Below are 12,638 nucleotides of genomic sequence, written 5' to 3'. Positions count from 1 at the left end.
TGGAATCCGGGGCAAGGCTATTGAATTTTTGTCTATGGAACGTCATCATTCTTTAATGATTTAAAAATCAATAGATATTCATGGTTGCATATCGGCGTTTTTATCAAGCGGGTGGCTGCTATTTTTTGACGCTCACACTGGCCAATCGGCATTCAACTCTTCTGACAACATGTATATCTGAATTCAAATTAGCGCTTCGATACGCTTTGGAACGCTATCCGTGTCATCTCCAAGCGATTGTCGTTCTTCCTGAACATTTACATATGCTGTTGCAATTGCCGCAAGGGCAACTTTATTACCCTAAATTTGTTCAATCGTTTAAAAGCCGCTTTAGTTTTTTACTTCATCAGGGTGGGTCTTTAAATCATAAAATTTGGCAGGATCGATATTGGGAGCATTGTATTCGTGGTGAGGCTGATTGGCTCCAGCATTTAGAATATATTCACCGAAATCCTGTGAAGCATCACCAAGTCTCTCAGGTTAAAAATTGGCCCTATTCTAGTTTTCATCGTTATGTAGCAGAGGGATGGTTAGACGAAAATTGGTTAGGTGATGATCCATCCGATGGGCTATTTGGTGAATAATTTATAAGGTATTGTCGCCCGGATGCAACAACGTGGAATCCGGGTTGAGTCATCCGGGATAGGGTTTTGCTCTGGTGATATCCCGGCATCCGCTGCGCTGCTGCCGGGCTACAGTGGTGTGTGGTTAGATTGTGTCGCTCGGATGCAACAACGTGGAATCTGGGGCTGCGGCATTTGGTGCGATAAGGTTTTGCTCGGGTGATATCCCGGCATCCGCTACGCTGCTGCCGGGCTACGGCGGGTGTGGGAATTGTAGCCCGGATGGAATGCAATGGAATCCGGGGCGTGTCTGGGCTAGGGATGAAGGGAATGTATCAATCCTTTTGTTCGCTGGATCATACACAGACTGCTATTTTTGTCCTCAGGTTAGATGATTTATTCTAATTTCACTCGATTCATTCATTATAAAAACTAATCCTTATTGTTTTTGGTAAACTGAATTTTCACACTTTTATTAAGAGATAATTTAGGTGTATATGCTATATATGAAGGTTTGAATCCCTTTGTTTTGAAAAAAACTGCCAAAAATAATGTTTTTTAATGTTATCTAAAATTTTCATCTAATCGGGTGTTTTTAAATACCTATTATTTAAATTTGTTGATGGGTGCTTTTTATTGTGCTCAGGCCGTGTTTATAATCGGGCTATTCTCTGAGGGCTTTAGGTTGGTTTTAGAGTTCTTCAGCTCCACTTAGCAAGGAAAAAACATGGCCAATCAGACGGTGCTTTATTCAAAACATCTGGAAGCCGGCGCCAAAATGGTGGATTTTCATGGCTGGGATATGCCGATTCACTATGGTTCACAAATCGAAGAGCACCATTGTGTGCGTCGTGATGCCGGAATGTTTGATGTTTCTCATATGACGATTGTGGATATTCAGGGACCACAAGCCAAAGTCTTTCTCCAGAAATTACTCGCCAACGATGTCGCCCGACTCAAAACTCCCGGAAAAGCCCTTTATAGTGCCATGCTGACCCCAGAGGCCGGTGTGATAGATGATTTGATCACTTATTACATGAATGAAACCTGGTATCGGATGGTCGTGAACTCGGCGACGCATGATAAAGATCTGGCGTGGCTCAATACTCAGAGCGAACCGTTTGAGGTTGAGGTCATTGAAAAACCACAGCTGGCGATGATCGCCGTGCAAGGACCGAATGCGCAAGCTAAAGCCCAGAGCGTTTTTTCTGAGGCACAACGCACGGCTGTGGCCGGGATGAAACCGTTTTTTGGGGTGCAGAGTGACAATCTGTTTATTGCGACAACCGGTTATACCGGCGAAGCAGGTTATGAGATTGTCGTGGATGAAAGCGAAGCGCCCGCGCTGTGGCAGGCGTTGCTCGATGCCGGTGTAGTGCCTTGTGGTTTGGGGGCTCGCGATACGCTGCGCCTTGAAGCCGGAATGAATTTATATGGTCAGGATATGGACGAACAGGTGTCACCTTTGGCGGCTAATATGGGCTGGACCATTGCGTGGGAACCGGCCTCTCGTGATTTTATCGGCCGTGAAGCTCTCACCCAACAAAAACAGCAGGGCACGGAACAATTGGTCGGGCTGGTGATGCAGGAAAAAGGGGTGATGCGAACCGGGTTGACGGTTCGAACCTCTGCTGATAGCGATGCAACAGGTGTGATCACCAGTGGCAGTTTTTCACCTACATTGGGCGTTAGTATTGCATTGGCCCGAGTTCCTGCCGATATCGGTGACACCGCTATTGTGGAAATGCGCAAAAAACAAGTTACAGTAAAAGTGGTGAAACCGGTATTTGTTCGTAACGGTCAATCAGTTTGCTAAATTTTTAGGATTAAAAAGGATACTTCCATGAGCAATACTCCCAGTGATTTAAAATTTACCAATACCCATGAATGGGTGCGTGCCGAAGGTGACGGTGTGTATACCATCGGGATCAGTGATCATGCCCAGGAATTACTTGGTGATATGGTATTTATTGATCTGCCGGATGTGGGCGATGCCGTTTCCGGTGGTGATGATTGTGCGGTGGCCGAATCTGTCAAAGCGGCATCGGATATCTATTCACCAATTACCGGTGAAGTCGTCGCTATCAATGAAGAACTTGAAGACAGCCCAGAGTTAGTCAACTCAGACCCTTACAGCGAAGGCTGGTTATTTCAGGTAAAAACCTCGGATAGTGCCGAATATGACGATCTGCTTGATGCCAATGCCTACGATGACATTTTGGCTGAAGAAGACGAAGAAGAAGACTAATCAAAATGGCCCTGATGCATGATCAGGGCTTATTTCCCCCCATTTAGCAAACTATTCAGGACAGTGAGATGTTGCCGTTACAACAACTGACTCAATCACAAGATTTTATCCGGCGCCATGTGGGGCCGGGCACCGACGAGCAGATCGCAATGCTTGAGGCTATGGGTGAATCATCGATGGCTGCATTGATCGATGAGACGGTCCCCGCCGGTATTCGTTTGCCGCAGCCTCTCGCGATTGGTGAGTCTAAAACCGAAGCGCAGGCCTTAGCCGAACTTAAAGCGATGGCTGGGTTAAATCAGATTTTTCATTCATACATCGGGATGGGATATTACCCGACGCATTTGCCGAATGTCATCTTGCGTAATGTGCTGGAAAATCCGGGCTGGTATACCGCTTATACGCCGTATCAACCTGAAATTGCTCAAGGCCGACTCGAAGCACTGTTAAATTTCCAGCAGATGACCTGTGATTTGACCGGGCTTGAGCTGGCGAGTGCTTCATTATTGGATGAAGCCACCGCAGCGGCCGAAGCGATGGCGATGGCTAAACGGGTTTCGAAAAATAAAAAATCGAACCTGTTTTTTATTGCCGATGATGTGCATCCACAGACTCAAGATGTCGTCTGTCAACGGGCTGAATTTTTCGGTTTTGAAGTGGTGATTGCTCCATTGGGTCAGCTGGGGGCGATGGATGTTTTTGGCGCACTGTTACAGTATCCCGGTTCGACCGGGGAAGTCCGGGACTTAAGTACGGCTATTGAAGCCGTTCATAGTAAAAAAGGGATTGTGGCCGTCGCCGCCGATATCATGGCTCTGGTAGCGCTCAAAGCGCCCGGTGAAATGGGAGCGGATATCGTACTAGGATCGTCACAGCGCTTTGGGGTGCCAATGGGCTATGGTGGTCCTCATGCCGCGTTTTTTGCGACTCGCGATGCCTATAAACGCTCGATGCCCGGGCGGATTATCGGGGTCTCTAAAGATGCCCATGGCAAACCGGCACTGCGGATGGCGCTGCAAACTCGCGAACAACATATCCGCCGTGAAAAAGCCAATTCCAACATCTGCACTGCACAAGTTTTGCTGGCCAATATTGCCTCGTTTTATGCGGTTTATCATGGCCCGGAAGGATTGGCGACGATTGCCGAGCGGATCCATCGGATGGCATGCATGGTTGCTGCAGCGGCTCAATTGCAGGGGATTACCGTTCGCCATGCGCAATTTTTTGATACGGTGGTGTTGGATGGTGTTGATAAAGACGCCATACAGGCCCGTGCGCAGCACGCTAAAATCAACGTGCGTCTCGATCTGGATGGCGCGGTTGCCGTGAGTTTGGACGAAACCACCACTATTGATGATTTATCGGTATTGCTGGAAGTGTTGTTTGGCCAACGTCTTGATATCACTGCACTCGATCAGCGTGTTTGCAGCGAAGCCCCGCGTTTGGATGAACAGTTGCGTCGCCGAGACCCTATTTTGACCCATCCAGTTTTCCATCAATACCGCAGTGAAACCGATATGTTGCGTTATATTCGCAAGCTCGAAGGGCGCGATTTGGCACTAAACCATTCAATGATCGCTTTGGGCTCCTGTACCATGAAACTGAATGCGACGGCGGAGATGATCCCGATTAGCTGGCCAGAATTTGCGAATCTGCATCCATTCTGTCCGGCCGAACAGGCTCAGGGTTATGCGAAACTCATCGAGCAACTTGGTGAATGGCTGATTGAGATCACCGGTTATGATGCCATTTGTATGCAACCGAACTCCGGGGCGCAAGGGGAGTATGCTGGGCTGTTGGCCATTCGCCATTATCAGAAAAGTCTGGGAGAAGCGCATCGGGATATCTGTTTGATCCCAAGCTCAGCGCATGGGACTAATCCGGCTTCAGCGCATATGGCCGGGCTCAATGTAGTGGTAGTCGATTGTGATAAATCGGGCAACATTGATGTCGCTGATCTTAAGGCCAAAGCCGAAAAATATCAGCAGCAGCTTTCCTGCCTGATGGTGACTTATCCCTCGACACATGGGGTTTATGAAGAAGCCATCCGCGAGATTTGTGATGTGATCCATCAGTATGGCGGTCAGGTTTATTTAGATGGCGCCAATATGAATGCGCAGGTCGGAATTACGTCTCCGGGCTTTATCGGTGCGGATGTCTCGCATCTGAATTTGCATAAAACCTTTGCCATTCCTCATGGCGGTGGTGGCCCGGGCATGGGGCCGATTGGTGTAAAAAGCCATTTAGCACCCTTTATGGCGGGACACTCGGTTGTGAACACCGGGACTGACTATTGCGCCGTGGCAGCCGCGCCTTATGGCAGTGCCTCGATCTTGCCGATTTCGTGGATGTATATTGCCATGCTCGGCAGCGAAGGATTACGCCAAGCCAGCGAAGGAGCGATTTTGAATGCTAACTACATTGCATCGCAACTCTCCGGGCATTATCCCGTGTTGTACACCGGCCGTAATGGTCGCGTGGCACATGAATGCATTATCGACCTGCGGCCGCTGAAAGAAAGTAGTGGCATCAGCGAGTTGGATATCGCCAAACGCCTTAATGATTATGGTTTTCATGCGCCGACCATGAGCTTCCCGGTTGCGGGGACCTTAATGGTTGAGCCGACTGAAAGTGAATCGAAACGTGAATTGGATCGTTTTATCGAAGCGATGATCTTGATCCGTGCCGAGATTGCGAAAGTTGAAACAGGCGGATGGTCGCATGAAGATAATCCATTGGTGAATGCGCCGCATACCATTGATGACATCATGGGTGAGTGGAATCATTCATATAGCCGTGATGAAGCCGCTTTCCCGACATCGGCCGTACGCGAGCATAAATTCTGGCCCAGTGTGAACCGGATTGATGATGTGTATGGTGATCGCCACCTGTTCTGCTCATGCCTGCCGATGGAAGCGTATCAGCAAGAGTAATGCTCTGATGAGCGAGATGGATATTGAATGACAAAGGCGAACCGAAAGGTTCGCTTTTTTGTGGGTGGTGAATATTCGGCATTGGGCATTGGGCATTGGTTGACCCCGGCATTCGCTGCGCTGCTGCCGGGCTACGTATTCAAATGTATTACCCTGTGGCCGGATGGAATGTCATGGGATCCGGGGCGGTGTTGGGAAAGCGGTGAATATTCGGCATTGATTGGCGCCGGCATCCGCGTTGCTGCTGCCGGGCTACATATCCACAAGGCCATGTAGCCCGGATGGAATGCCATGGAATCCGGGGCAGTGTTGGATAAGCGGTGAATATTGGCATTGGTTGGTCCCGGCATCCGCTGAGCTGCTGCCGGGCTACATATCCACAAGGCCATGTGGCCGGATGGAATATCATGGGATCCGGGGCGGTGTTGGGAAAGCGGTAAATATTCGGCATTGATTGGCCCCGGCATTCGCTGCGCTGCTGCCGGGCTACATATTCAAATGTATTACCATGTGGCCGGATGGAATGTCATGGAATCCGGGGCGGTGTTGGATAAACGGTGAATATTTGGCATGGGTTGGCCCCGGCATTCGCTGCGCTGCTGCCGGGCTACACATTCAAATTTAGGATCACGTAGTCTGGATGGAATGTCATGGAATCCGGGGAGGTGGGTAAACAGTGAATATTTGGGCATGCTTTTATCCCGGCATCCGCTGCACTGCTGCCGGGCTACACATTCAAATTCATGTTCAAATTTAGGATCACGTAGCCCGGATGGAATGCCATGGAATCCGGGGCAGTGTTGGATAAGCGGTGAATATTTGGCATTGGTTGGTCCCGGCATCCGCTGCGCTGCTGCCGGGCTACACATTCAAATTCATGTTCAAATTTATGACCATGTAGGGGGCCTACGGTGACGGGATCTGAACCGCATCACAGATAGCGGCTGCGTGTTTTTCTATCAAGGCGTGAATATCGGCAAACATATCAATGCAGGCGCCGTTCAATGGTGCTTCGAAACGCTTAATTGGCCCGTGGTGTGCGTAGGTTTGTCGGAGTAGCATAGCATTGTATTCTACATTAGCCATTGGGCATCCAATCATCAGGTTACGAAAATCGCTATATTTATTGTTGAATTTGCGCAGGGTTTCACTTTGCATGATCGGATCTTCTACTCTATTGCTAATGCCCTCGTTGAAAGTATTCCAATGGCATGCCGACTGATAATTTTTGGATAAAGCCATCCAGTATTGGCTGGCCAATGCTGAGTACAGTTTTTGCATTTTCAGGGATATCGATGAATCCTGAGAGGCCTGCAATGAGCCAGCTTCGCATTGTCCGGGAGTTTTGCGCATGCATCTTGAATAATACGCAGCATTAGGATCAATCCCGTTATCTATGCCTCCGCTCGATTCACGCATGCCCAGTGTGAGAAGCAGTGAATACAGCACTTCCAGCCGTTTATTTTCGGTGTTTAGCGCTAAGCCTTGATAAACGGGCAAGTAGAGTAGGTTTTGGCCAGATGGCTGATTGGCCGCTGAATAGGGGGCCAGTTCTTTGTTATAAGATTTTGTGTATGTTTGTTGATTGATATTGTTTGGAGTGAGGCGTCCCAAGGTTTCATCGGCCGTGACAGCTCCGACCATGCTGGAGTAGATGATGTCTCCATTGGCTGCGGTGATTCCTCGGCAGCTTGAACGAGCAAAGGCTAGGATCATGCCGTTGAACCAACCTTTGGGGTAATCTCCTCGCCCGGGCACGGGGATGGCTACACATTGGCTGCTTCGGGCCTGCTTGATGAGCTCATTTAAGTCAAACGGTGTTTGCATATTGGCTTGGCTTGTGGGGATGGCTGGTGCCCTGTGGCGTTGGTTTTCTTCGGGCATTTGGGATTGGCATCCGATAACTCCGAATGCCAGGCATAAAGTCATCATTGAGCTTTTCATAAGATCCTTCTTATTAAGTTGTCCTAAACAACAGGGATTATGTCAGTTCACGCATGCGCACTATTAAATCGCTGCAATATGAATTATCCCCACTTTGGCTGATTAAGGTGGATACCTGTCCTCGGTGATGAGTTTGATGATTAAAAAAATGCAAAAGGACGGATGCAAAAGGTTCGCTGAACTTTTTACCGGCCGTGTTTTGATAGATGAGGGGCTTCGTCAGTTCACTGGCGGTGATCGTTTTAACCCAAGCAATAATGACCGCATCCAGAGCGATTCTATGTTGGTGCAATTCAGCTAGCGTGCTGAAACAATGTTCTTGATTCGATTTCGGATTCGGGAAATGCAGCAGTGCTTCAGATAAATTGAAGTCGCTTTCCACCTCTTTAAAACGATTCAGCCAGAGCAAGTCACAGGTAAAAATATGACTCACGGTATTAAAAGCCGAGCCCCAAAATGCTTTTTTATCACCGTAGATATCATTGTCATTCATTTTGGCAAGATGTGAAAAAAATGAATTATTCATCCACTGATTATAGTCAGACATCAGAATAAATTGCTGTTTCATGGCTGTTTCCCTCTATCAATAGAAATTTTGGCTACCTAGGGGCACTCATCTACATTCCAGCTCCGCGATGACGCGGGATTAACTCAAAATGAGTGATGAACATGATCTCTGTGAGTTAAAGACTCAACACACAACCTTATGATGACCTTTTGACGTGCTTAAGTCATATGAATGCTAAAGACGTACATGGCCTTGAACATGCAAAATCGGATTTTAGCTGTGGGAAATACAATGCATTTTGCCTGATTTTTCCCATCTTAGGTTGTTTATATGCGCTTAAATGTTTTGGGCAGTTCCCGGCAGCGCAAAGGTGTCGCCGGGCTGCGCCTATTGAGAACACGATTACATCGTTAATATGATTTTCCCGACGTTTAAGCCATCTTCCATGCGTTGGTGGGCTGCACAGGCATCTTTTAATGGGAAAACACTATCGATAATTGGGTTGAGTCCTGCTTCTCCAAAATGAGCCAGCCAGCGCTGTTTAAAGCGTTGTGACATTGCATGTTTAACGTCTTGTGAACGTGATTTCATCACTGTTCCCAGAATTTGCAAGTGGCGGTAGAGTACACGCTCCAATGGAATTTTCGCATTTTCTACGCCGCCCATAATGCCAATTTGAACCAATCGTCCACCAAAATTGAGTGCATTGACATTGCGTTCAAAGTAGGGGGCACCAATAAAATCGAGGATCAAGTCAACGCCGCGATTATCGGTAAGTTTGTTAATCACTTCAGCAAAGTCTTCATGTTCATAGTCGATAGCATAATCGGCCCCCATGCGTCGGACCAGGTCGTGTGCGGATCCCTTCGCTGTTGTGATAACTGTGGCTCCGGTGGCACTGGCTAGTTGTACCGCTGCGCCGCCGACCCCACCGGCTCCGGCGTGGATCAATACTGTTTCATCTGCATTGAGTTTTCCTAAATGAATTAATGCTTCGTGAGCGGTGACAAACACTTCGGTGATGGCGGCCGCGTGAATATAGTCCATGCTTTCAGGGATCGGCATGGCCATTCGATAATCAATACGAGCTTGTTCAGCATAAGCACCGCCGCCCACAATACCCATGACTCGATCGCCGATGTTAAAACCTGTCACATGGCTGCCGATGGCGATCACATCGCCAGCGATTTCAAGTCCCATAATACTGGAATCTCCAAAGTCGGGGCGGCCGTATCCTCCGCGGCGTAATGTTAAGTCCGCCCGGTTGACGCCTGCTGCACGAGTTCGGACCAATAGATCATCGGGGCGAAGTTCTGGGTTTGCGACTTCTGTTAAGTTTAAAACGTCGCTCGGGCCAAATTGTTCAAATGTAATTGCTTTCATGGTTATATCCTTCAATTTTGTATTGTGGGTTTACCGGCGACCGTGGTCGCCGGTCACGTCATTTATTGCTCGTCGTTATCGTTAAATGTTGCATGGGCGTAGGCTGATGCGGTGATGGCTGCTGGAAATCCGGCATAAAAGGCTAAGTGGGTAATCACTGCACTAATTTCTGTTTGGTTTAGCCCGTTTTCGATGCCACGGCGCAGGTGTGCGGGCAGTTCGTTGGCATGATTTAAAGCGATCAGGCAGGCGATGGTGATCAGGCTGCGATCTCGAGGGGGTAAATCGGCATCAGTCCAGACATCTGAATATAAAGGCTGTTCAACAAAGTCCGATAGTTTCGGCGTAAATGGGCGAGCGGCTGCTCGAGGGCTAGTAAAATCGATCGGTTTCATCATTCGTTCCTCAAATTTAAATCAGTAAAATTGGGTTAAAAGTTAGATTTGGCTAATAAATTTGTTGGTTAGGTAGTGATGGATCCCTTCCACACCCCCTTCAGAACCGTAGCCACTTTCTTTCATGCCACCAAAGGGAAGTTCGGTGGCGATGATGCGATATTGGTTAATACCGATCATGCCCGCCTCTAAACCATCGCCAAGATCCTGGGCTGTTCGGGCATCACGGGTAAATGCATAGGCTGAAAGTGCATAGGGCAATCGGTTGGCTTCGGCTAAACCATCTTCTAAGGTGTTAAATGAGCGCAGCACTGCAATAGGGCCAAATGGTTCTTCATGCATGATACGGGCACTCATGGGAACATCGGCAAGTACAGTGGGTTCAAAAAAATAACCGGGTCGTTCGATTCGATGGCCGCCGGTGAGCAAGCTTGCCCCCTGAGCTAGCGCATCCTCAACCAGTGCAGTCATCTTATCGAGCTGACGCTCGTTGGCTAATGGGCCAACTTGGGTGCCTGCATCTAAACCATCACCAATGACGAGTTGCTTGGTGGCCGCAACGAACTGTTCGGTAAAGCGTTGGTAGGCGTCGCGTTGGATCAAAAATCGGGTCGATGAAATACAGACTTGTCCGGTTCCGCGAAAACGATTGGCAGCTCCGCCGATGGCAGCCGCGTCTATATCCGCATCATTAAATACTAATACCGGGCCATGACCACCCAGTTCTAAGGTAATCGGTTTGACGCCAGCTGCAGCCCGTTCTGACAGTAATCGGCCAACGGGAATTGAACCGGTGAATGCGACTTTGCGAATAATCGGAGAAGCGATTAGTTGTTTAGATACCCTATCGGGGATGCCGAAAACAATTTGCAGTACGCCTTTGGGCAAGCCTGCATCATCAAGGCAGCGGGCTAATGCTAAAGCGGTAGCTGGGCTTTCTTCTCCAGGTTTTAAAATGACACTGCAACCGGCGGCTAATGCTGCTGAAAGTTTACGTGCGGGAGTGATGGCTGGAAAGTTCCAAGGAGTAAAGGCTGCCACTGGACCAATCGCCTGACGTTTGACCAATTGCAAGACCCCGGGGCGATTAGCGGGAACGACACGGCCATCGATGCGGCGTGCTTCTTCGGCAAACCATTCAAAATATTCGGCGGCGCGTAACACTTCATCTCGGCTTTCGTGAAGTGGTTTGCCTTCTTCTAGAGTCATTAACGTAGCGATATGTTCGGCGCGTTCATTCATCAGTTGTGCGGCTTTTTTTAAAATGGCTGACCGCTGTGCTGGCACGGTATTGCGCCAGATATCGAAACTTTTTGCGGCGACATCAAGGGCGTGTTCAAGATCTGTTTGGGTGGCCAGAGGCAGGCGACCTAAGGACTGACCATTGGCCGGATTGAGTACGGCGACGGTATCGCGATTATCGGCCTCTAACCAGCGTCCATTGATGAATAAGTAAAGTGGATCGTAAGTGAATGTTTGCATGATTTTGTCCTCGTTGTAAGCGTGTTCGTTGGCGATGGATGTATCTTAAGGTTGGAGGACTTTATTGATAAGATAGCTTCTACCCACAACAGCTTTGCAAGAAACGCACAGATGCAATCAGAAAAATTCGCAGAATTCTTAGGTGTGTTTGTCGATGTTGCTCGTGAGAGTAGCTTCTCCGCAGCCGGACGCCGACGAGGTCGCTCCCCATCATCCATAGGACGACAGATCGATGCATTGGAAGCCCATTTGGATACGCCCCTCTTTTTACGCTCAACTCGGCACCTGACTTTGACCGATGCAGGTGAAGCGTTGCTGATTCGTGCCCGGGAGATCCTCGATTCGCTGGTGGATGTACAACAGGAATTAGCCTCGATGAAAGGGGATGTATCCGGGGTGCTGCGATTGGCTTGTTATCCGACTTTTGGCAAGCGTTATGTGCTGCCGGTGATGGCGCAGTTAGCGCATCAATATCCGGATTTAAGTTTTCATCTAGATTTGACAGAACGGCTTGCAGAGCCGGTGGCAGACCGATTGGATTTGGTGATCCGAATTGGCGATCTGCACGATAGTACTCTTATAGGGAGTCGTATTGCAGTGCAAACGAGGGTGCTATGTGCCAGTTCGGATTATCTGGCTGTCGCAGGGATTCCTGAAACGTTCGAAGAGATGCAACAACATCGCCTCATTGATAAATTGCATGGTGCTGATTTGCTCGGCTGGAGTGATGTTTTAGGTCATCCTGGTCGTGGTGACGGTTTGGCGCTCCCTCGATTTGGTTGTGATGATTTTGAGGGAATGCGTCAGGCCGCAATAGCAGGGGTGGGCGTGGCTTATTTACCAGACTGGGTGGTCGGTGAAGATATTCAGGCTGGGCTGTTAACCCCGATAGTTTCACCTTGGTCGGCTAAAATCCCTGTATCTACCGGGATTTATGCATTACGAGCATTACGTCATCCGCCTGCTCGAGTCACTGTATTTCTTGATGCTTTGCGGGCCTTTATTGGTAATCCTGCTGTTTGGTCAGTGGCCGATTAATCCCGGGGATCGACTCTTCCCGGCATTCGCTGCGCTGCTGCCGGGCTACACATCCACATTCAAGACCCTGTAGCCCGGATGCAATGTCATGGAATCCGGGGAGTTGGATAAACGGTGAATATTCAGGCATGCTTTAATCCCGGC

Annotated in this window: 14 protein-coding genes; 7 read left to right on the top strand and 7 right to left on the bottom strand. The window is 48.9% G+C overall.

Features of this window, described 5'->3' with window-relative positions; translation table 11 throughout:
• Positions 1-80 precede the first annotated feature (80 nt).
• The 6 genes from ABUE20_RS03030 to ABUE20_RS03005 all read left to right on the top strand — a co-directional run bounded on the left by ABUE20_RS03030 (position 81) and on the right by ABUE20_RS03005 (position 6,020).
• The gene (locus ABUE20_RS03030; protein ID WP_408618355.1) at positions 81-584 is read left to right on the top strand and encodes an REP-associated tyrosine transposase; all 504 of its coding nucleotides are present in this window, start codon (positions 81-83) and stop codon (positions 582-584) included.
• 22 nt (positions 585-606) lie between these two features.
• Positions 607-786, top strand: coding sequence for a hypothetical protein (locus ABUE20_RS03025; protein WP_408618354.1), 180 nt, complete (start codon positions 607-609; stop codon positions 784-786).
• 504 nt (positions 787-1,290) lie between these two features.
• Complete coding sequence (gene gcvT, locus ABUE20_RS03020) at positions 1,291-2,379, top strand: glycine cleavage system aminomethyltransferase GcvT (RefSeq protein ID WP_408618353.1); 1,089 nt, start codon at positions 1,291-1,293, stop codon at positions 2,377-2,379.
• Between the two features lie 27 nt (positions 2,380-2,406).
• A complete protein-coding gene (gene gcvH, locus ABUE20_RS03015; protein ID WP_408618352.1) occupies positions 2,407-2,811 on the top strand; it encodes a glycine cleavage system protein GcvH in 405 nt (134 codons plus the stop codon).
• 68 nt (positions 2,812-2,879) lie between these two features.
• A complete protein-coding gene (gcvP, locus tag ABUE20_RS03010) occupies positions 2,880-5,744 on the top strand; it encodes an aminomethyl-transferring glycine dehydrogenase (RefSeq protein WP_408618351.1) in 2,865 nt (954 codons plus the stop codon).
• Between the two features lie 27 nt (positions 5,745-5,771).
• On the top strand, positions 5,772-6,020 hold the full coding sequence (locus ABUE20_RS03005; RefSeq protein ID WP_408618350.1) for a hypothetical protein: 249 nt from the start codon (positions 5,772-5,774) through the stop codon (positions 6,018-6,020).
• A 227-nt stretch (positions 6,021-6,247) separates the two neighbouring features.
• Here ABUE20_RS03005 and ABUE20_RS03000 read toward each other — a convergent pair whose 3' ends face one another.
• The 6 genes from ABUE20_RS03000 to ABUE20_RS02975 form a co-directional block, all read right to left on the bottom strand.
• A complete protein-coding gene (locus ABUE20_RS03000) occupies positions 6,248-6,613 on the bottom strand; it encodes a hypothetical protein (RefSeq protein WP_408618349.1) in 366 nt (121 codons plus the stop codon).
• A gap of 37 nt (positions 6,614-6,650) precedes the next feature.
• Positions 6,651-7,676, bottom strand: coding sequence for a hypothetical protein (locus ABUE20_RS02995; protein WP_408618348.1), 1,026 nt, complete (start codon positions 7,674-7,676; stop codon positions 6,651-6,653).
• Between the two features lie 49 nt (positions 7,677-7,725).
• Entirely contained in the window at positions 7,726-8,256 is a 531-nt protein-coding gene (locus tag ABUE20_RS02990; protein WP_408618347.1) for a DinB family protein, read from the bottom strand.
• 342 nt (positions 8,257-8,598) lie between these two features.
• On the bottom strand, positions 8,599-9,579 hold the full coding sequence (locus ABUE20_RS02985) for an NAD(P)H-quinone oxidoreductase (RefSeq protein WP_408618346.1): 981 nt from the start codon (positions 9,577-9,579) through the stop codon (positions 8,599-8,601).
• Positions 9,580-9,641: 62 nt separating this feature from the next.
• A complete protein-coding gene (locus ABUE20_RS02980; RefSeq protein ID WP_408618520.1) occupies positions 9,642-9,974 on the bottom strand; it encodes a carboxymuconolactone decarboxylase family protein in 333 nt (110 codons plus the stop codon).
• Positions 9,975-10,016: 42 nt separating this feature from the next.
• The gene (locus ABUE20_RS02975; protein ID WP_408618345.1) at positions 10,017-11,456 is read right to left on the bottom strand and encodes an NAD-dependent succinate-semialdehyde dehydrogenase; all 1,440 of its coding nucleotides are present in this window, start codon (positions 11,454-11,456) and stop codon (positions 10,017-10,019) included.
• 111 nt (positions 11,457-11,567) lie between these two features.
• Between ABUE20_RS02975 and ABUE20_RS02970 the strand changes: the two genes are divergently transcribed.
• Positions 11,568-12,494, top strand: coding sequence for a LysR family transcriptional regulator (locus ABUE20_RS02970; protein ID WP_408618344.1), 927 nt, complete (start codon positions 11,568-11,570; stop codon positions 12,492-12,494).
• On the opposite strand, the gene ABUE20_RS02965 is transcribed toward ABUE20_RS02970, so the two are convergent.
• Entirely contained in the window at positions 12,457-12,624 is a 168-nt protein-coding gene (locus ABUE20_RS02965) for a hypothetical protein (RefSeq protein WP_408618343.1), read from the bottom strand. The two genes, ABUE20_RS02970 and ABUE20_RS02965, sit on opposite strands and share 38 nt — an antisense overlap.
• Between the last annotated feature and the right edge of the window lie 14 nt (positions 12,625-12,638).

The organism is Celerinatantimonas marina (assembly GCF_046054165.1).
In the GTDB taxonomy this organism is placed as follows: domain Bacteria; phylum Pseudomonadota; class Gammaproteobacteria; order Enterobacterales; family Celerinatantimonadaceae; genus Celerinatantimonas.
Note: the sequence above shows the minus strand (reverse complement) of the source record. Positions and strands in the feature narration are given on the sequence as shown.

Bases quoted from the DNA above. Each gene is read 5' to 3' on its own strand.
- ABUE20_RS03030 (WP_408618355.1), top strand. From the start codon at position 81: ATGGTTGCATATCGGCGTTTTTATCAAGCGGGTGGCTGCTATTTTTTG.
- ABUE20_RS03025 (WP_408618354.1), top strand. From the start codon at position 607: ATGCAACAACGTGGAATCCGGGTTGAGTCATCCGGGATAGGGTTTTGC.
- gcvT (WP_408618353.1), top strand. From the start codon at position 1,291: ATGGCCAATCAGACGGTGCTTTATTCAAAACATCTGGAAGCCGGCGCC.
- gcvH (WP_408618352.1), top strand. From the start codon at position 2,407: ATGAGCAATACTCCCAGTGATTTAAAATTTACCAATACCCATGAATGG.
- gcvP (WP_408618351.1), top strand. From the start codon at position 2,880: ATGTTGCCGTTACAACAACTGACTCAATCACAAGATTTTATCCGGCGC.
- ABUE20_RS03005 (WP_408618350.1), top strand. From the start codon at position 5,772: ATGACAAAGGCGAACCGAAAGGTTCGCTTTTTTGTGGGTGGTGAATAT.
- ABUE20_RS03000 (WP_408618349.1), bottom strand. From the start codon at position 6,613: ATGTGTAGCCCGGCAGCAGCGCAGCGGATGCCGGGACCAACCAATGCC.
- ABUE20_RS02995 (WP_408618348.1), bottom strand. From the start codon at position 7,676: ATGATGACTTTATGCCTGGCATTCGGAGTTATCGGATGCCAATCCCAA.
- ABUE20_RS02990 (WP_408618347.1), bottom strand. From the start codon at position 8,256: ATGAAACAGCAATTTATTCTGATGTCTGACTATAATCAGTGGATGAAT.
- ABUE20_RS02985 (WP_408618346.1), bottom strand. From the start codon at position 9,579: ATGAAAGCAATTACATTTGAACAATTTGGCCCGAGCGACGTTTTAAAC.
- ABUE20_RS02980 (WP_408618520.1), bottom strand. From the start codon at position 9,974: ATGAAACCGATCGATTTTACTAGCCCTCGAGCAGCCGCTCGCCCATTT.
- ABUE20_RS02975 (WP_408618345.1), bottom strand. From the start codon at position 11,456: ATGCAAACATTCACTTACGATCCACTTTACTTATTCATCAATGGACGC.
- ABUE20_RS02970 (WP_408618344.1), top strand. From the start codon at position 11,568: ATGCAATCAGAAAAATTCGCAGAATTCTTAGGTGTGTTTGTCGATGTT.
- ABUE20_RS02965 (WP_408618343.1), bottom strand. From the start codon at position 12,624: ATGCCTGAATATTCACCGTTTATCCAACTCCCCGGATTCCATGACATT.